Below are 19,059 nucleotides of genomic sequence, written 5' to 3' on the forward strand. Positions count from 1 at the left end.
ATGCGGGGCCCGGGCCCTATGCGGGGCCCGGGCCGGGGCGGGCGGTGCGGGCCATGACCGGGGAGGCCGTGTCCCCCGCCGCGGAGGCGGCGGGCGTGGTGGACGCCGTGCTCGCCGACCTGCCCCGGCATCGGGGCGTGGTCGTCGACTCGCCCCCGGGGGCCGGCAAGTCCACCCTGGTGGTGCGGGCGGCCGGGCACCTGGCCGCGACCGGCGAACCACTGATGATCATCGCTCAGACCAACGAGCAGGTGGACGACCTGATCGTGCGGCTGGCGGCCGAGCATCCCGATCTGCCCATCGGCCGGCTCTCCGCCGCCGACTACACCGTGCCGCACCGGATCGCCGGCAAGGCCGCCATCGGCACCAAGCTGCCCGATCTGGGGGACCCGGCCGTGGTTGTCGCCACCGCCGACAAGTGGGCCTGGGTCGGCGACCGCAAATGGCCGTGGGCGATCGTGGACGAGGCCTACCAGATGCGCTCGGACAAGCTGCTGCGCATCGCGGGGTTGTTCGAACGGGCGCTGTTCGTCGGCGACCCCGGGCAGCTCGACCCCTTCTCGATCGTGGACGGCGACCGCTGGGCGGGCCTTTCGTGGGATCCGCTCCAGAGCGCGGTGGCCGTGCTGCTGCGCCACAACCCCGACCTGCCGGTCCACCGGCTCCCGGTCTCCTGGAGGCTGCCCGCCTCGGCCGCACCCGTCGTCTCTGAGGCGTTCTATCCCTTCACCGGGTTCAAGTCGGGCACCGGGCCCGGGGAGCGGCGCCTGGAGTTCTCGGCGGGCGGGATGCGCACGGCCTACGATCGCGCGCTGGAGGAGGCGGCCGAGTCCGGCTGGGCGCTGTACGAGCTTCCGAGCCGGCACACGGTGCGCACCGACGCCGAGGCCGTCCAGGCGGTGGCGGTGCTGGCCGCGCGGCTGCTGCAACGCGCGCCCGTCGCGCTCTCCGAGCGCGGCGAGCAGCCGGTCTCCCCCGACCGCATCGCGATCGGCGCGGCGCATCGCGACCAGGTGGCGGCGATCCAGGCCGCCGGGCTGCCGGAGGGGGTGACCGTGGACACCGCCAACCGCCTCCAGGGCCGGGAGTACGACGTCACGATCATCCTGCACCCGCTGTCGGGGCGCAGGGACGCCACCGCCTTCCACCTGGAGTCGGGACGGCTGTGCGTGCTCACCTCACGGCACCGGCACGCCTGCGTCGTCGTCGCCCGCGCCGGGATCCCCGAACTGCTCGACGCCCATCCGTCCGCCGACACCGTGCAGCTCAACGTGCCGGTGAAGTTCCCCGACGGCTGGGAGGCCAACCAGGCCGTGCTGGCCCACCTCGCCAAGCACAGCGTCCAGGCGGCTCCGCTCCGCTGACCAGGGCGTGCAGGCGCGCGCTCCGCTGACCAGGGCGTGCAGGCGCGCGCTCAGCCCCAGATCTCCTCGGCGGTCTCGACGATCAGGCGGAGCTTGGCGAACTGCTCCTCCCGCGTGAGCGAGTTGCCCTCGACGGTGGAGGAGAAGCCGCACTGCGGCGACAGGCACAGCTGGTCGATGTCCACATATTTGGCGGCCGCGTCGACCCGCCGCTTGAGGTCGTCCTTGGATTCGAGCGTCCCGCGCTTGGTGGTGACCAGGCCGAGGACCACCGCCTTGCCCTTGGGCACGAAGCGCAGCGGCTCGAACCCGCCGGAGCGCTCGTCGTCGAACTCCAGGAAGAACCCGTCCACGGCCAGCTCGCCGAACAGGGCCTCGGCCACGAAGTCGTAGCCGCCCGAGGCGACCCAGGAGGAGCGGAAGTTGCCCCGGCACATGTGCGTGGTCACCGACAGCCCTTCGGGCTTGTTCGCCAGGGCGTCGTTGATCTGCTTGATGTACCGCAGGTGCAGGTGCTCGGCGTCGTCACCGCGGTCGGCGATCTCGGCGCGCTGACCCGGGTCGTTGAGGTAGGCGAGGCTGGTGTCGTCGAACTGCAGGTAGGTGCACCCGAGCTCGGCCAGCCGCCGCACCTCCTCGGCGTAGGCCGCGCTGAGGTCGCTCCAGAACTGCTCCATGTCGGGGTAGAGGCCCGGATCGATGGACGCCCGGCCGCCCCGGTAGTGCACCATGTTCGGCGAGGGGATGGTGAGCTTCGGCGTGGTGGTGGTCACCTGGTCGCGCAGGAAGGCGAAGTCCGCACCGAAGATCGTCTCGTCGAGGGTCACGCGATCGTGCACGCGCATCGCCGCGGGGGCGAACTCGATGACGCCCTCCTCGTTGCGGAAGCGTACGTTGATGCGCTCGTCCGCCTGGCCGATGCCGCCGAGCCGGTAGATGAAGTCCATGTGCCACGACGCCCGGCGGAACTCGCCGTCGGTCGCGGATCGCAGGCCCACCTCCTCCTGGGCGCGCACCACCTCGCGGATCGCGTCGTCCTCGATCTCTCTCAACCGCTCGGCGGGCAGGGTGCCGGCGGCGAAGCTCTCACGGGCCTCGAGCAGCGCGGGGGGACGGAGCAGGCTGCCGACGTGGTCGGCGCGGAACGGGGGCTTGAGCCGCATGGCGATCCTCCAGAAGATCGGTACGACTTACGTCCTATCAGCTTTTGGCTGATTTCGCCCTATCGGCGGAGCGGCACCGCCGGTCGTCCCGATCCCGGGAGGGGGAGGGCGTCAGGACACGCCGGGTTGTCGCTCGCCCCTGATGACCGCGGCGCGGCCTTCCCACTGGCCGGCCGTCGCGCGGCTCTCCCGCCGGGTAACCGTCACCGCGCGGCGTTCTTCGCGGGCCGCCGCCGCCCTGGCCCGTCGGCGTCTCCCGCGGCCCGCCCTCACCGGGTCGTTCCATCGCAGACCGGCGGTCGCCCAGGCGTCCCGCGGCTCCTCGGCCGCACCGAACTCGGGCTCGGGACTCGTGGTCGAGGCCAGCAGCGCCAGGCAGATCAGCGTCATCACCGCGACCAGTATCAGGGCGAGTCCCGTGAGCATCAGAACGGCCAGCAGCGTGTAGGCCGTGCCGATGAGCGCCATCATCGCCCATCCTCCTCTTCTGTTAGTCGCGGTGGGACACGTGCCCCGGAAAGGCGTGCTCACACTTATCCATGAGCAGCTGAAAGTACTGATTCTCCTGCATACGCGCGGTGCATTCGCCACCAACGGGTGCGAAGGGATCAATGTGGTCGGGTACGCTCCCCGAGCCGGCTCACGTGCCCGACATCGCGTCCAGGCGGCGCAGGATGACGCCCTCGCGCAGGGCCCACGGGCAGATCTCCAGCTCGCGGATGCCGAACAGGTCCATCGTGGCGTCGGCCAGGACCGCCCCCGCCAGAAGCTGCGGCGCCCGGCCCGCGGACACACCGGGCAGCTCGGCGCGCTCGGCGTTGCTCATCGTGGCCAGGCGTCCGGCCCACTGGGACACGTCCTCGTGGCTCAGCACCCGCTTGACGTACGACCCCTCACTCGACGGAGCGGCGCCCGCGATGCGGGCGAGCTGCCGGAACGTCTTGGAGGTGGCCACCATGTGGTCCGCACGGCCGTACTTCACCACATCACCGACCACCCTGCCGATCTCGGCGCGCACCTGCCGACGCATGTTCCGCACCTCCTTGGCGGGGGGCGGGTCGGCGGTGAACCACTGGCGGGTCATCCGCCCGGCGCCCAGGGGCAGCGAGATCGCCACGTCGGGCGCCTCCTCGATGCCCGAGGCGATCTCCAGGGAGCCGCCGCCGATGTCCAGCACCAGCAGCCGCCCGGACGACCAGCCGAACCAGCGCCGCACCGCGAGGAACGTCAGCCGCGCCTCCTCCTGACCGGAGAGCACCTGGACGTCCACGTCGGTGGCGGAGCGCAGACGGGCGAGGACCTCCTCGCCGTTGACGGCCTCCCGCACCGCCGAGGTCGCGAAGGCCATGACGTCCTCCACGCCCTTGTCCTCGGCGATGCGCAGGGATTCCTCGGTGAACCGCCGCAGCTCACGCTCCCCTTCGGGGGACAGCTTGTCGCCGTCGTGCAGGTGCTCGGCCAGCCGCAGCTCGACCTTGTGCGAGTACGCCGGCAGCGGCTGAGCGCCCCTGTGGGCGTCCACCACCAGAAGGTGGACAGTGTTGGAACCGATGTCGAGGACGCCAAGTCGCATGTGCAGACGCTACTACCTGAGAATCACCGGAAATGAGCCGCGGGTACCGGCTTGAGTAGGGACTACTCATGCGGCGGCCGGTGAGGCGGGGGAATCTGGGCAGCGTCCTGCTGCGTCGCCCGCGCCATCGGCGAAGCCCTCGCCTGACGGGCGGTGCCGATCAGCGGGCCACGCCGGTCCGTGACCACGATGGTGGTCACGGCCCGGCGTGGCGAAGAGATGCGGCGCGTCAGTCGGCGGCGCCGACGGCCGCCGTCTCCTTGGCGGGGCTGCCGCCGGGCCCGGAGGAGCCGGCGGGGGCCTCGATGGCGCCGCGCAGCGGGATCTCCTTGATGAAGGCCGCGAGCAGCGGCACCAGGACGGCGAAGAAGATGGCCCAGAAGAACACGCTGGAGATGGACGACGCCAGCGACTCCAGCAGGCCGGTCCGCACCTGCGCGGGCAGCCGGGACAGGGACGCGGGGTCCAGGCTGCCGGAGCCCCCCTCGGCCACCCGCGCGCCCTGCGGGCCGAGCTTCTCGGTGAGCTCGGACGTGAGCCGGTTGTTGAAGATCGCCCCGAAGAGGGACACGCCGAACGACCCGCCGATGGACCGGAAGAACGTGGAGGCGCTGCTGGCCACGCCGAGGTCCTTCTGCTCGACGCTGTTCTGGGCGATCAGCATCGTGGTCTGCATGAGCCCGCCCATGCCGAGGCCAAGGACCGCGATGTACACGCCGGTCACCCAGGGGGCGGTGTGGACGTCCTGGAGGGACAGCAGCCACGTGGCGAACGCCATGAGCGCGCCGCCGGCGATGGGGAAGATCTTGTACTTGCCGGTCCTGGTGATCGCCTGCCCGACGAAGAGCGAGACCACCATGGCCGCCGCCATCATCGGAAGCAGCAGAAGGCCGGAGTTGGTCGCGGAGGCGCCCTGGACGGTCTGCTGGAACAGCGGCAGGAAGTTGATCACGCCGAACATCGCGAAGCCGAGCAGGAAGCCGATCAGCGAGATCAGCGTGAAGTTGCGATCGGCGAACACATGCAGCGGCATGATCGGCTCGGCGACCCGGCGCTCCACGAAAACGAAGATCACCAGGGTGACGACGGCGAGCGCCGCGAGGGCGAGGATCTGCCAGGAGCCCCACGCGTACTGGCTGCCGCCCCAGGTGGTGATGAGCACGAGCGCGGTGATGCCCACGGCCAGCAGGCCGGCGCCCAGCCAGTCGATGCGGTGCTCGGTGCGGTACTTCGGCAGGTGCAGCCTGAAGACCAGCAGGACGAACGCCACGGCGCCGATGGGCAGGTTGACGTAGAAGGCCCAGCGCCAGTTCAGGTGGTCGGTGATGAAGCCGCCGACCAGCGGGCCCGCGATCATGGCGAGCGACATCATCGCGGCCATGATGCCCTGGTAGCGGCCACGCTCGCGCGGCGGCACCAGGTCGCCGATGATCGCCATGGCGTTGACCATCAGGCCGCCGGCCCCGAGGCCCTGGACGGCACGGAAGGCGATGAGCTCGCCCATGCCCCCGGACGGGCCGCCGAACAGGTCGGAGCCCGCCATGCCGCACAGCACCGAGCCGACCATGAAGATGGCGATCGACGCGAGGAAGATCGTCTTACGGCCGTACAGGTCGCCGATCTTGCCCCAGATCGGCGTCGACACCGTGGTCCCAAGGACGTACGCCGTGACCACCCACGACAGGTGCGCCAGGCCCCCCAGCTCACCGACGATGCGCGGCATGGCGGTGCCGACGATCATGTTGTCCAGCATGGCCAGGATCATCGCCAGCATCAGCCCCGGCAGAACGACCATGACCTCCCGCCGACGACCTGGCACAGGCTCGGCCGCGGTCTCCGTCATTGTTTGGATCCCCCTTGAACGAGCATTACTTACTTGCCGACCGGCTAGTGATTATACTGACAAGGTAGATTCCTTACTTGTCGGCCGTCAAGTTGGCTAGGGATCCCGGGAGCGACTGAGGAGCCATGAGGGAACACACCGACACACGAACGCGTATCCAGGAGATCGCCTTGAAGCTCTTCACCGAGCAGGGCTACGAGGCGACCTCACTACGGGAGATCGCCGAAGCCGTCGGGGTGACCAAGGCCGCGCTGTATTACCACTTCAGGACCAAGGACGACATCATCGCCAGCCTGACCGAGGACCGGCGGGCCGCGGCGGAGCGCCTGATCAAGTGGAGCCAGGACCAGCCTCGTACGATCGAGACGAGGCGGGAGTTCGTGCGGCGCTACGCCGATGACCTCTACGGCAGCCGCAACCACGAGTACATGAGGTTCCTGGAGCGCAACCAGACGGCCCTGCGCGACCACCCCAAGGTCGAGAGGATGCGCAATCTCATGACCAGCCTCGTCGGGGTCCTTTGGGACGAGGAGGACTCCACCGCGCAGCGCCTCAGGGCCTCGATGGCGATCTTCACGTTGCACGCCAGCTGGTTCCTGCTCAAGGACGATGACCTCAGCGACCAGGAGCGCAAGGACGCGGCCCTGGAGGTCGCCCTTGAGCTCATCGAACCAAAGCCCACCGACGGCTGACCACCCGTCCCGTACCACTCCCGCCCCACCCCGCGGCGCCCCTCATCCCGCACCGGCCCACCACCGCGCTCCGGGGCCGGGTCGGCAGAAGGCCGGGCCCGCCGAGAAGGGACGGGCTACTTCACCGCTCCGTTGAGGAAGACATCGACGATCTCGTCGAGGCCGGCGGGGTCGGCGTCGCCGGATACACGCGCGCGATTGAACACATACCGGTCTCCGGACCGCGGAACGCCCCCGGGCCATACCGGTCTCCGGACCGCGGGACGCACGGGGACCGTACCGGTCTCCGGACCGCGGGACGCACGGGGACCGTACCGGTCTCCGGACCGCGGGACGCACGGGGACCGTACCGGTCTCCGGACCGCGGGACGCACGGGGACCGTACCGGCCGGATATCGACCCTGCCGGGATGTGGGTAAGGTCGGCTGGCTGGGAATTCATCGTCGAAGGAGGGTCACGGGTGAGCATCTCCGGCTACGGCCGAGCGGCGAGGTGGCCACGACTGAGCACGCGCTCATGGTTCGCCGGCACCCTGGCCATCCTCGGTCTGCTGCTGACCGTGTCCGCCGGGCTCGGCAGCTGGGCGCTGGGCCGCACCACCCAGGCCACCGACGAGCTGACCTTGCACATCACCCCCGGCTTCCTTTCTTTCGAGCGGCTGCGGAGCGCCCTGCTCGACCAGGAGGCCGGCATCCACGGCTACGTCCTCAGCGGACGGCAGGAGTTCCTCGCCGGCTTCGAGCGGGGTGTCGCCCAGGAGCGGGCCGCCGTCACGGCCCTGCGCACGTCCTTCGCACGCAGTCCGCTGCTCGCCGACCTCGACGAGGTCGAGGTGCGCGCCGAGGCCTGGCGCACCGGGTACGTCCGCCAAATCCTCGACGTCGTCGCGGGACAGGGTCCCGGCATGGTCACGCCCGCCCAGGTGGAGGCCGGCCGGGTTTCCTTCGAACGGATCCGTGCCGCGCTGGCCGAGCAGGCGGGCAATCTGGCGCGGACCCGCGCCGTCGCCGACGCGGAGCTCCGGCAGGCACGCCTGTGGCGCAACACGCTGTTCGGGACCATCCTCGGCATGTGCGTCCTCACGCTGATCTCCGTGGCCATGCTGCTCCGCTACGCCGTGCTGCGTCCTCTCGACCGGCTGGGGGCGGCGTCGCGGCGGGTCGCGGACGGTGACTTCGACCACTCCATCGACATCAGAGGGCCGAGCGACATCACGATGCTCGCCGCCGACGTCGACGCAATCAGGCGGCGCATCTCCGCCGAGCTCGCGATCTCCCGGGACACCGAGCAGCGCCTGCAGGAGCAGGCCCAGCTGCTCAACGAGCAGACGGTCGAGCTGCGCAGGTCCAACGCCGAGCTGGAGCAGTTCGCCTACGTCGCCTCACACGACCTCCAAGAGCCGGTGCGCAAGGTCACCGCGTTCTGCCAGCTGCTGCAGCGCCGCTATGCCGACCAGCTCGACGAGCGGGCCAACGAGTACATCTCCTTCGCGGTGGACGGCGCCAAGCGGATGCAGTCGCTGATCAGCGAGCTGCTGGCGTTCTCACGGGTGGGCCGCATGAACAGCGAACACGAGGCCGTGCCGCTGGACCAGCCGCTGGACCGCGCTCTCGCCAACCTGGAGACGCTGACGGAGGAGACCGGCGCCGTCGTCATCCGTCCCGAGCTGCCCGAGGTCCTCGGCGACGCGAACCTGCTGTGCATGCTCTGGCAGAACCTCATCGGAAACGCCGTGAAGTTCCGCTCCCCCGACCGCGTCCCCGAGGTCCGGATCAGCGCGGCCCGGGCGGGGGACTTCTGGGAGATATCGGTCTCTGACAACGGGATCGGCGTCGAACCACGCTTCGCCGAGAAGATCTTCGTGATCTTCCAGCGGCTGCACAACCGCCAGGATTACGACGGCACGGGCATCGGGCTCGCCCTCTGCAAGAAGATCGTCGAGTACCACGGCGGAGAGATCCACCTCGACCTCCATCGCAGGGAGGGCACCCGGTTCATCTTCACCCTCCCCGCCCTCGACGCCGAACAGCACGAAACTCACAAATACGCCACCGCACCGCACAGCACCTCACCGATCACGCCCTCAGGCAACACCGCCTTGACGGATACCGCCTCAACGAGCTCCTCCAAGGACTAACCCTCCGACCCCACACCCGCCCTCGTACCGCCCACCGCGTACCCGTCCGACAGCCACCCGGACGCCACCACGCCGGACACCGCCTCGACGGGCTCCTCCGGGGACTGAGCCCCCGGCCCCGCGCCCGCCCGTTCTCGGCCCCGCCCGCCCGGTACGGTCGCTGCTTGCCTGGCCCGGCCGCGATCATGCGAGGATCACATAATGCGTTACATCATCATCGGTGCGGGCGCCATCGGCGGGACCATCGGTGGGCGGCTCGCCGAGAGCGGGCACGATGTCGTGCTCGTCGCGCGCGGTTCCCACCTTGACGCGCTTCGCGAGGGCGGTCTGCGGCTGATCTCTCCCGAGGGCACCACCACCCTCCCCATCCCCGCCGTGGCCGGCCCTGAGGAGCTGGATCTCCGCACGGACGACATCCTGGTACTCGCCGTCAAGAGCCAGGACACCGCCGCGATCCTGCACACGTGGGCCCCGCGCCCCGTGGCCGGCGGCGGCACTGCGTCCGATCTGCTCCCCCTGGTCTGCGCGCAGAACGCCGTGGAGAACGAGCGCCTCGCGCTGCGCGTGTTCCGGCGGGTGTACGGCATGTGCGTCTGGCTGCCGGCGCTGCACCTCGAACCGGGGACGGTGGTGGCCCACGGCGCGCCGATGTCAGGGATGCTGACCGTCGGCCGCTATCCAGAAGGCACCGACCAGACCGTCGAGCGGATCGGGGCCGACCTGGGCGGCAGCAGGTTCGTCTCTCCTGTCGTGCCGGACGTCATGCGCTGGAAGTACGGCAAGCTCCTCAGCAACCTCGGCAACGCCCCCCAGGCACTCTGCGGCCCGGCCTCCGGGATGGGGCCGATCATGGAACGCCTCCTCGAGGAGGGCAGGTCCGTGCTGCGGGCCGCCGGGATCGCGTACACCTCCCCCGAAGAGGAGTCCAGGACCCGTGGTGATCAGGTAAGTGAAGTGCCGATCGCCGGGATCGACCGGCCCGGCGGATCCTCCTGGCAGAGCCTGGCCAAGGGCAGCGGGTCGATCGAGGCGGACTACCTCAACGGCGAGATCATCCTGCTCGGACGCCTGCACGGAGTGCCGACACCGGCCAACGAGACGGTGCGCCGCCTCGCCAACGATTTCGCCCGCGAGCACCGCGCCCCGGGGTCCATGACGGTGCCCATGCTCCTCAAGCTCATCGAGGAGGAAGCCGCCTCCCGAGGGTGACCCTCCCAGCGAGCCCACTTGCTGGAGACATCATCCGGAGGCGTACCAGCGGGCGAGTTTGAGCGCGAGGTGGAGTTCCAGCCGGGCGCGGCCGTCACGAAGATCTCGGCCGGTGATCTCCTCGATGCGGCGCAAGCGGTAGTAAAGGCTCGTGCGATGCAGGTGAGCCGCCTCGGCGGTCCCCTGCGCGTCGCCTCCGGAGTCGAGGTAGGCCTCCAAGGTCTCCCGCAGCACTCCCCGCGGGTCCGCCTCCCTGAGCAGCACGAGCGGATCCCCGGGCACTGCGAGCGGATCCCCGGGCGACGTGACCGTAGCCCGGGGTAGTGCGAGCGGATCCCCGGGCAGCGTGGCCGAATCCCGGGGTAGTGCGAGCGGATCCCCAGGCGGCGCGACCGAATCCCGGGGCAGTACGAGCGGATCCCCAGGTAGCGTGACCGGACCCTGGGGTAGTGCGAGCGCAGGCCCAAGCGGCGTGGCCGAACCCTGGGGCACTGCGAGCGACTCTCCGGGAACCGTGCGCGGATTCGGTTGCGCATCAGGTGCTCGCCCGCTGGAAAGGCCGAAGAACCGGTAGACGCCGATCCGCGGCCACACCGCGACCGGGCCGAGCACTGGATCCACCGCCGCCGCCCTGGACGCGGCCAACGCCTCGCGGTACGCCTCCGGCGCGGTCACCAGGCTCGTGTGTGCCCCGCTGACGCCAACCGCCGAGCCGGTCGGGAACGTCTCCGGCACGACACCGGGCCACAGGTCCGCCCCTCTGGCACCCCCGTGCTCCCGCGGTCCGCCCGTGGAGCCCTCGGAGGTCAGCACGACGGCCAGCCCGTCGATGAGGGAGTACGCCGCGGGTGAGCGTAGCCCACGAAGCTCGCCCCCGATCAGACGCCGGAAGTCCGCCCCGGTTCCCGCCACCCCATCGGCCGGGAAACCGACCCCGGCGGAAGGAGCAGTCCCAGGAGGAGCGGGTCCGGTCCAGGCAGGAAGCCCGGTCGGCACACTGGCCCGCCGCGTGCGGCCGGTTGGTGCGGAGCCGGTCCCTGCGGAGCCGGTCGTCGCGGGAACGGTCGGGATGGGAGCGGTCGGCCCGCCCGTCGACGTGGGGCCGGGCGGCACGCCGCCTGGGCGCGCGGGGGCGGTCGGTGCGGGAGAGGTCGGCTCGCCCATCGGTGCCGGGCCGGTCGATACGCCGCCCGTCGATGAGGGGCTGGTCGGCACGCTGCCCTGCCGGGCTGGGGCGGTGGGCGTGAGATGGGCGACGATCACGCGATACGGGCTCCCGTAGGTGAGGAGTCCGCGGGCGAGCAACTCGGCGGCGGCCTCGCGCCGTGTCTCGGGGTCTCCGGTGAGCAGGCGGCGTACCAGCGGCCGCCCGCGGCCGGTACGGCCCGGGAGCCCGCTGTCGTCCAGCAGCGCGGCCACCGTCACGGCATCTCGTACGACCAGCCCGATCTCGGCCGGTGTCAGCGGCCGCTCCCCCTCGATGACCCAGAGGTATCCCAGCCGCCGGCCGCGATGGAGAAGCGGCACGCACAGCCGTGGCTCCATCGCGAGCTCGGGATTGGCGGGCACGCGCACCGGGCCGGTCGACGCGCCGACGCCGTGGGCCCGCTGCCACTCGCCTACCTCGGCCGGTACCGAGCGGGACAGGATCGCCCGCGCCCGTACGGGGTCGGTCCGGCCATCGTGGGCGCTGTGCGCGATGACCCGGCCGTCCGGATCGTCGATCGAAACACCACGTCCCACGGCCGCGGCCAGCGCTTCGAGCACCTCCTGGACGTCGCCGGTGACCATGCGCGCATGCTAACGCAGCCAGAATCGGCGCTTTCAAGCGCCGTGGCCGGTTCGCCGGGTCGGGACGTACACCAGTGGGCCCGGTGAGACGATGGCCTGGCCTGCGGTGGCGCCCGCCAGCCAGGAGGTGAACTCGTCCACTCGATCGAGGCCGACACCGACCTCGATGACCACGTCCGCGCCGTAGGAGATGTCCCGTACGGTGTGATCGGAGGCGTGCAGGTCGTTCTCCAGCCGTCCGGCGTGGGCGTGGCCGATGAGCACGGTCATGATGCGGGCCGGGACCATGGTCACGATCCCGGCCGCGTCGAGGGCCTCGGCCACCGCTCCGCCGTACGCCCGAGCGAGGCCTCCCGCCCCGAGCAGGATGCCGCCGAAGTAGCGGGTGACCACCGCGATCGTGTCGGCGAACCCTCGTCTGTTCAGCACCTCCAGCATGGGGACGCCCGCAGTGCCGGACGGCTCACCGTCGTCGTCCGCCCGCTGGACCCTGCGGTCGCCGCCGACGACGTACGCCGAGCAGGTGTGCCGGGCCGCGTGGTGTGCCTTTCTGCGCGCGGCCACGAACTCGGCCGCCTGCCCCTCGCCGGTGACGGGCGCCAGCGCGCAGATGAACCGGGACCGCCTGACCTCGGTCTCCTGCTCGGTATATCCGCTGACGGTCAGGTACGGCTCGGCCATGCGGACAGGCTATCCACGGGCACGACCGGTACGCGCAAGCCGAACCCACGAGCACGACCGGTACGCGCGAGCTGTACATGTGCAGAAGGCCACTGTCGGAGACGCGGTCGGTGAACTCGGCGCCCGGCCATGCCGACAGGGGTCCGGTGACGGCCTAAGATCGAGGTATGTACCGGGGGAAGGTCGATGGTCTCTACCGGTGGCCCGTGAAGTCGCTGCGCGGGGAGCGGGTCGCCACTGCCCGCCTCGACCACCGAGGTATGGCGGGCGATCGGGCGTATTCCCTGGTCGACGAGCGTCCCGCCCATTCGGGCAGGCGGCTGACCGTGCGCCAGGTGCCGCGGATGCTCTCATGGGAAGCGGCATATCCCGCCACGTGCGACGGCTCACCCGAGCCACCCGGGCCTCCCGTGCTGTATTCCCCCGGAGGGGCGGCATGGGCCTGGGACGATCCGGACCTTCCGTCCGCGCTGGCCGAGGCGTACGGCATCCCGCTGTCGCTGCGCGCGGGCGAGGGCCAGCAAGATCGTGGGCCGACGGTCCTGGTCACCTTCGAGGCGTCGCGTCGCGCTCTCGAGGAGGAGCTGGGGGCCGAGGTCGACGTGCTGCGCTTCCGCCCCAACGTCCACGTCGATCTGGACGCTCCCGCGTTCGCCGAGCAGTCCGCCGAGGGTGAGGTCACTCTCACCGTCGGCGAGGCGGTCCTTGCGGTGACGGGTGACCACGCGGGCCCGGCCATCCGCTGTGCGGTGCCGAGCTGGGATCTGTACGGGCGCGAGCGCTGGCCCGAGCTGCAGAAGCACATCCTCACCGAACACGACAACAAGTTCGGCCTGATCATGCGGGTGGTCCACCCCGGCGTCGTCCACACCGGGGATCCCACCTCGATCGACATCTAACGGCCGGGACGGCCTCAGCCTCAGGTAGCGACCGGGGACGGACTGTGCCTCAGTGGAAATGTGGTCTGCCGCCCGCTCCGAAGTGGGTCTCGTGGTTCCACAGGTGGGCACACCCGGGGCACTGCACATGAAGGACGCTGCCGGTGGCGCTCAGCAGGTAACGCCAGTGGTCCCCGCAGTTGCGGCCCGAGCCGCAGTCCAGGCAGTCCCTGTCGTCACGGCACTGCGGGCAGGGGATCCAGGCGCGGCGGGCGATGTCGGCATGGGGGTCAATCGGAAGCACGGCCCGCCCCTCGCCGGGGCAGCACGCCGGCTGCGACGAGCATGTCGTAGGTCTCCCGCTGGCGCTCGTCCAGGCCGGAGTAGAGCAGGTCGTACGCCTCCTCCTCGGCTCGCATGACCGCCAGGGGGTCCCAGTCCGGGCCCAGCGCGGCGACCACCTCGGCCCGCCTGCGTGTCTCATGGAGGGAGAGGTCCATCTCGAAGACGATGTGCGCGCGACCGCTGTCGTGGCTCATGGCGTGACTTCCCGTAGAACGGTGAACAGGACGGTGTGATCTGCGGGTGCTCGCGAACCCTTCCGCGGGGCGGAAAGGCCGGGGCTGGAGGGGCCGGCGTTGGAGGGCGAAGGGCCGGGTCGAGCCACCTGGTGATCACGCAGGGCCAGGTCGGAGGCCCTACACGGACACTATTTGCCCGTTTCCATACCATATGTCGCATTTGTAAAGAGTTAGGTGGTCAGCACGGTGACAATCCTCACGCCGACCACCGGCCACCCGGTCGCCGGGGTGGTCACTCGGAAGCGGTCACCAGGACAGTCGCTGGCAGGTGGTCACCACACCCCCGCCACCGCAGCGACCGTCCCGACAGCCCGCGACCCCCGGCGACGGCGGGCCACCACCCCGACCGCCGGCGACCGCCTCGGCGGTCCCGGAGTCTTCCTACAGATGTAGGAAGGTGCGATCCGGATCCCCTCCGGTTGTCGGTGGCCGGGGGGTGGTGGCCGGTCGTACGGTCGGGGAGGTCCTGGTAGGAAGCTTTCCTCGAACGGAGTGGTCATCCTGGAAGGTCGCAGCCGCGTCGCCCCCTGGGCCTCGTCCCGTGCCCAGCGGCGCCTGGTGGAGCTGGAGTCCCTGCTCGCCGGGCAGGACGCCGCCGAGGTCGTACGGACCGTGACCCGCGCCCTCGGCGAACACCGCCGTGCCTTCGACGAGGAGGGCATCGTCCTGTACGCGGGCACCAACACGATGAGCCCGCGCGCGCTGGCCGTGCACGAGGCCACCGTGTCCAGCCGGCCGTCGATGGGCTGGCCGGGCGAGAAGTTCCAGGCCGGGCTGGAACACCTCGACGTGCTGGAGACCGTCGCGCCGCTGCGGATGGCCTCGCTGATGGAGGGCCGGTTCGCCGAGGTGCGGCTGCAGAGCGCGACGCTGGCCAACCTCGCCTGCTACACCGCCTTCGCCCGCCCCGGTGACACCATCGCGGTGCTGCCGGAGGCGGCGGGCGGGCACGCCAGCCACCATGCCCAGGGCGCGGCGGGGATCCGGGGGCTGCGGGTGGCCGACCTGCCGTACGACGCGGACCGGTTCACCATCGACCACGCACGCCTGCCGGGGTTCCTCGACCGCGAACGCCCAGCCATCGTGGTGATCGGCGCCAGCCTCATGCTGTTCCCGCACGACGTCGCGGCCGTACGGGCCGCCTGTGACGAGGTCGCCGCGACGCTCATCTACGACGCCTCGCATGTGGCCGGGCTGATCGCCGGGCGCCGGTTCCAGCGCCCGCTCGCGGACGGCGCCCACATCCTGACGATGTCGACCTACAAGTCGTTCGGCGGCCCTCCGGGCGCGGCCATCGTGACCCGGGAGGAGGCGCTGGCGGAGCGGGTCTCGGCCGCCGCCTACCCCGGGCTGACGGCGAACTACGACGCCGCCCGGCTCGCTCCGCTGGCCGTCACCGCCGCCGAGCTCGCCGAGACCGGCCCGGCCTACGCCGACGCCTGCATGGCCAACGCCAGGGCTCTGGCCTCGGCGCTTCAGGCGGCGGGCTTCTCCGTGGCGGCGGCCGATCTGGGCTGGACGGTGTCCCATCACGTCGCGGTGGACGCCGGGGCGTTCGGCGGCGGCGACGAGGCGGCCCGTGCGCTGGCGGCCGGGGGCGTCTACCTCAGCGGGATCGGCCTGCCAGGCCAGCCGCCCGGCGAGCCGATGCGCGGCCTGCGGATCGGCACCCAGGAGATCACCCGCCGGGGCCTGGCTCCCGGCCACATGGAGACCGTGGCGGAGCTCATGGCCCGGTTGCTGATCAAGGGCGAGGATCCGGCGCGGGTGCTTCCCGCGGCCACCGCCCTGCGCGGGTCGGTCACCGGCCCCCGCTGAACCGGGAAACCGGTCCGGGTTCCCCTTCGTTACTAGGACGTCCTAGAATTTAGTAGGACGTCCTAGTAACTTGCCCAAGGAGCCCCGGTGCACGTACCTGCCAATCCCGTGCGAGTCGTGACCGCGGCCGCCCTCTTCGACGGACACGACGCCGCGATCAACATCATGCGCAGGATCCTGCAGACCCAGGGCGCGGAGGTGATCCACCTGGGCCACGACCGGTCGGTGGACGAGATCGTCACCGCCGCCGTCCAGGAGGACGCGCAGGGCGTGGCGATCAGCTCCTACCAGGGCGGTCACGTCGAGTTCTTCACCTACCTGGTCGACCGGCTGCGCGAGCGGGGCGCCGGGCACGTCAAGGTCTACGGGGGCGGCGGCGGGGTCATCGTCCCCGAGGAGATCGCCGCCCTGGAGCGCCACGGAGTGGCGAAGATCTTCTCGCCCGAGGACGGCCAGCGCCTGGGCCTCGCCGGGATGATCAACACGGTCATCGAGGCGTGCGACGTCGACCTGACCGAGTGCGCCGAGCCGCCCGCCGTGCCCGGCGGCGACCAGAGGGCGGTGGCCAGGGCGATCACCTTCGTCGAGGCGGGGCGGGCGGGGCGGCCTTACCTCGACGCGCTGCGCGCGGCCGCGGCGGGACGCCACGTCCCGGTGCTGGGCATCACCGGCACCGGCGGCTCGGGCAAGTCATCGCTCACCGACGAGCTGATCCGCCGGCTGCGCATCGACTACGAGGACAAGCTCCGCGTCGCGGTGATCGCGGTGGATCCGACCCGGCGCAGGGGCGGCGGCGCCCTGCTCGGCGACCGCATCCGCATGAACAGCCTCGGCGGCGACGTCTTCTTCCGCTCGCTGGCCACCCGCGGGTCGCACGAGCTTCCCGAGCATCTCGACGACGTGATCGCCGTCTGCCGGGCCGCCGGGAACGACCTGGTGATCGTCGAGACCCCCGGCATCGGGCAGGGCGACGCCGCCATCGTGCCATTCAGCGACATATCGCTGTATGTCATGACGCCTGAGTTCGGCGCGAGCTCCCAGCTCGAAAAGATCGACATGCTCGACTTCGCCGACGTGGTCGCGATCAACAAGTTCGACCGGCGCGGCGCCGAGGACGCGCTGCGCGACGTCAGGCGCCAGATCGTGCGCAACCGCGAGGCCTTCGGGACCTCTCCGGAGGAGATGCCGGTCTACGGCACGGTCGCCGCGCGGTTCAACGACGACGGCGTCACCGCGCTGTACCACCGGCTGCGCGGGCTGCTCGGCGGCAAGGGCCTGCCGCAGAGCCCGGGGCTGCTGCCGGAGACGGAGGTCAAGACCTCCAGCCTGGGCGCCGCCATCGTCCCCCCGGCCCGGGTCAGGTATCTGGCCGAGATCGCGGAGAGCGTACGGGACTACCACCGGCGGACCCGGCGGCAGGCGGAGGTGGCGCGCCGCCGCCAGCAACTGGCCGAGGTGCGCGAGCTGCTGTCCGCCGAGGGCGGGGACACCGGGACCCTCGACGCACTGCGCGATCGCGCCGACGCCGAGCTGTCGGCCGGCAGCCGGACCCTGCTGGAGGGCTGGCCCGAGACGGTGAAGGCCTACTCCGCCGACGAGCTGGTGGTCAGCGTGCGCGACAAGGAACTGCGCACGCCGCTGTGGCGCACCTCGCTGTCGGGCAGCCGCGTCCCGCGCGTGGCGCTGCCGAGGTTCACCGACCACGGCGAGCTGCTGCGCTTCCTGCGCTCGGAGAACCTTCCCGGCAGGTTCCCCTTCACCGCGGGGGTGTTCCCGTTCAAGCGGGCCGACGAGGACCCGATCCGGATGTTCGCCGGCGAGGGCGACCCGTTCCGCACGAACCGGCGCTTCAAGATGCTCTCGGACGGCCAGCCCGCCGTACGGCTGTCGACGGCGTTCGACTCGGTGACCCTGTACGGGAACGACCCCGCCGTACGTCCCGACGTGTACGGCAAGGTCGGCACCTCGGGTGTGTCCATCGCCACGCTGGACGACATGAAGGCGCTGTACGACGGCTTCGACCTGGCCTCGCCGAACACCTCGGTGTCGATGACCATCAACGGGCCGGCCCCCACCATCCTCGCGTTCTTCCTGCACACCGCGATCGACCAGGCCCTCGGACGCTTCCAGGCCGAGAACGGCCGCGAGCCGGACGCCGAGGAGGCGCGCGCGCTGCGGGCGGCCACGCTGGCCACCGTGCGCGGCACGGTGCAGGCCGACATCCTCAAGGAGGACCAGGGCCAGAACACCTGCATCTTCTCGACCGACTTCTCCCTGCGGATGATGGCGGACGTGCAGGAGTGGTTCATCGCCAACAAGGTGCGCAACTTCTACTCGGTGTCGATCTCCGGCTACCACATCGCCGAGGCCGGGGCCAATCCGATCACCCAGCTCGCCTTCACGCTGGCCAACGGCTTCACCTATGTCGAGGCCTACCTCGCACGCGGCATGGCGGTCGACGACTTCGCCCCGAGCCTGTCGTTCTTCTTCTCCAACGGCATGGACCCGGAGTACAGCGTGCTCGGCCGGGTGGCCCGCCGAGTCTGGGCGATCGCCATGCGCGACCGGTACGGAGCCGGTGAGCGGTCGCAGAAGCTGAAGTACCACATCCAGACCTCGGGGCGGTCGCTGCACGCGCAGGAGATGAACTTCAACGACATCCGCACCACCCTGCAGGCCCTGATCGCGATCTACGACAACTGCAACAGCCTGCACACCAACGCCTTCGACGAGGCGGTCACCACCCCGAGCCCGGAGTCCGTACGCCGGGCGATGGCGATCCAGATGATCATCAACCGGGAGTGGGGCCTGGCGGCGAACGAGAACCCTCTGCAGGGGTCGTTCGTCATCGACGACCTCACCGACCTGGTCGAGGAGGCCGTCCTGGCGGAGTTCGAGCGGCTGTCCGACCGCGGCGGCGTGCTCGGCGCCATGGAGACCGGCTACCAGCGCGGCCGCATCCAGGACGAGTCGATGCTGTACGAGACCCGCAAGCACGACGGGTCGCTGCCCATCATCGGGGTCAACACCTTCCGCAACCCCGAGGCGAGCGCGGAGCACGGCACGCTGGAGCTCGCCCGGGGCACCGAGGAGGAGAAGCGCGGCCAGCTTTCGCGGCTGGAGGCCTTCCAGCGGGAGCACGCGGCCGAGGCCCCCGAGGCGCTGCGGCGGCTGCGCGAGGCGGCGATGTCCGACCGCAACGCCTTCTCCGCCCTGATGGACGCCGCCCGGGTCTGCTCCCTCGGGCAGATCACCGAGACGCTGTTCGAGGCCGGCGGCCAGTACCGGCGCAACGTCTGACCGGCGCTCGCGAAGACGCGCATGAAGAC

Annotated in this window: 15 protein-coding genes; 7 read left to right on the top strand and 8 right to left on the bottom strand. The window is 70.8% G+C overall.

The window, feature by feature from the left end; all coding sequences use genetic code 11:
• Positions 1-53 precede the first annotated feature (53 nt).
• The gene (locus ABD810_RS40005) at positions 54-1,364 is read left to right on the top strand and encodes an AAA family ATPase (RefSeq protein ID WP_344953435.1); all 1,311 of its coding nucleotides are present in this window, start codon (positions 54-56) and stop codon (positions 1,362-1,364) included.
• A 50-nt stretch (positions 1,365-1,414) separates the two neighbouring features.
• Here the strand turns inward: ABD810_RS40005 and ABD810_RS40010 are convergent, their stop codons facing one another.
• The 4 genes from ABD810_RS40010 to ABD810_RS40025 all read right to left on the bottom strand — a co-directional run bounded on the left by ABD810_RS40010 (position 1,415) and on the right by ABD810_RS40025 (position 5,943).
• Complete coding sequence (locus tag ABD810_RS40010) at positions 1,415-2,527, bottom strand: 5-methyltetrahydropteroyltriglutamate--homocysteine S-methyltransferase (RefSeq protein ID WP_344953438.1); 1,113 nt, start codon at positions 2,525-2,527, stop codon at positions 1,415-1,417.
• A gap of 111 nt (positions 2,528-2,638) precedes the next feature.
• Positions 2,639-2,998, bottom strand: coding sequence for a hypothetical protein (locus tag ABD810_RS40015; protein WP_344953441.1), 360 nt, complete (start codon positions 2,996-2,998; stop codon positions 2,639-2,641).
• Between the two features lie 169 nt (positions 2,999-3,167).
• On the bottom strand, positions 3,168-4,100 hold the full coding sequence (locus tag ABD810_RS40020) for a Ppx/GppA family phosphatase (RefSeq protein ID WP_344953444.1): 933 nt from the start codon (positions 4,098-4,100) through the stop codon (positions 3,168-3,170).
• 229 nt (positions 4,101-4,329) lie between these two features.
• On the bottom strand, positions 4,330-5,943 hold the full coding sequence (locus ABD810_RS40025) for an MDR family MFS transporter (protein ID WP_344953447.1): 1,614 nt from the start codon (positions 5,941-5,943) through the stop codon (positions 4,330-4,332).
• A 125-nt stretch (positions 5,944-6,068) separates the two neighbouring features.
• Between ABD810_RS40025 and ABD810_RS40030 the strand changes: the two genes are divergently transcribed.
• From ABD810_RS40030 to ABD810_RS40040, 3 genes are all read left to right on the top strand, one after another.
• The gene (locus ABD810_RS40030) at positions 6,069-6,635 is read left to right on the top strand and encodes a TetR/AcrR family transcriptional regulator (RefSeq protein ID WP_344953450.1); all 567 of its coding nucleotides are present in this window, start codon (positions 6,069-6,071) and stop codon (positions 6,633-6,635) included.
• Between the two features lie 460 nt (positions 6,636-7,095).
• On the top strand, positions 7,096-8,772 hold the full coding sequence (locus ABD810_RS40035; protein ID WP_344953453.1) for a sensor histidine kinase: 1,677 nt from the start codon (positions 7,096-7,098) through the stop codon (positions 8,770-8,772).
• A 201-nt stretch (positions 8,773-8,973) separates the two neighbouring features.
• The gene (locus ABD810_RS40040) at positions 8,974-9,981 is read left to right on the top strand and encodes a ketopantoate reductase family protein (RefSeq protein WP_344953455.1); all 1,008 of its coding nucleotides are present in this window, start codon (positions 8,974-8,976) and stop codon (positions 9,979-9,981) included.
• A gap of 30 nt (positions 9,982-10,011) precedes the next feature.
• Here ABD810_RS40040 and ABD810_RS40045 read toward each other — a convergent pair whose 3' ends face one another.
• Positions 10,012-11,772, bottom strand: coding sequence for a helix-turn-helix domain-containing protein (locus tag ABD810_RS40045; protein WP_344953458.1), 1,761 nt, complete (start codon positions 11,770-11,772; stop codon positions 10,012-10,014).
• Between the two features lie 33 nt (positions 11,773-11,805).
• Positions 11,806-12,453, bottom strand: a complete 648-nt coding sequence (locus ABD810_RS40050; protein ID WP_344953462.1) for a YigZ family protein — start codon at positions 12,451-12,453, stop codon at positions 11,806-11,808.
• Between the two features lie 167 nt (positions 12,454-12,620).
• Here ABD810_RS40050 and ABD810_RS40055 point away from each other — a divergent pair, with 167 nt between their 5' ends.
• Complete coding sequence (locus tag ABD810_RS40055) at positions 12,621-13,352, top strand: MOSC domain-containing protein (RefSeq protein ID WP_344953465.1); 732 nt, start codon at positions 12,621-12,623, stop codon at positions 13,350-13,352.
• A 49-nt stretch (positions 13,353-13,401) separates the two neighbouring features.
• On the opposite strand, the gene ABD810_RS40060 is transcribed toward ABD810_RS40055, so the two are convergent.
• Together ABD810_RS40060 and ABD810_RS40065 are read right to left on the bottom strand one after the other, a co-directional pair.
• A complete protein-coding gene (locus ABD810_RS40060) occupies positions 13,402-13,635 on the bottom strand; it encodes a hypothetical protein (protein ID WP_344953468.1) in 234 nt (77 codons plus the stop codon).
• Positions 13,622-13,870 (bottom strand): DUF6400 family protein, encoded by a 249-nt coding sequence (locus ABD810_RS40065; protein WP_344953471.1) that lies wholly within the window; start codon positions 13,868-13,870, stop codon positions 13,622-13,624. Before ABD810_RS40065 ends, ABD810_RS40060 begins: the two co-directional genes overlap by 14 nt.
• A gap of 534 nt (positions 13,871-14,404) precedes the next feature.
• Here ABD810_RS40065 and ABD810_RS40070 point away from each other — a divergent pair.
• Complete coding sequence (locus tag ABD810_RS40070) at positions 14,405-15,730, top strand: serine hydroxymethyltransferase (RefSeq protein ID WP_344953474.1); 1,326 nt, start codon at positions 14,405-14,407, stop codon at positions 15,728-15,730.
• An 87-nt stretch (positions 15,731-15,817) separates the two neighbouring features.
• The gene (icmF, locus tag ABD810_RS40075; protein ID WP_344953477.1) at positions 15,818-19,030 is read left to right on the top strand and encodes a fused isobutyryl-CoA mutase/GTPase IcmF; all 3,213 of its coding nucleotides are present in this window, start codon (positions 15,818-15,820) and stop codon (positions 19,028-19,030) included.
• Positions 19,031-19,059: the final 29 nt, after the last annotated feature.

The sequence above is a fragment of the Sphaerisporangium flaviroseum genome, assembly GCF_039537005.1.
GTDB lineage: Bacteria > Actinomycetota > Actinomycetes > Streptosporangiales > Streptosporangiaceae > Sphaerisporangium > Sphaerisporangium flaviroseum.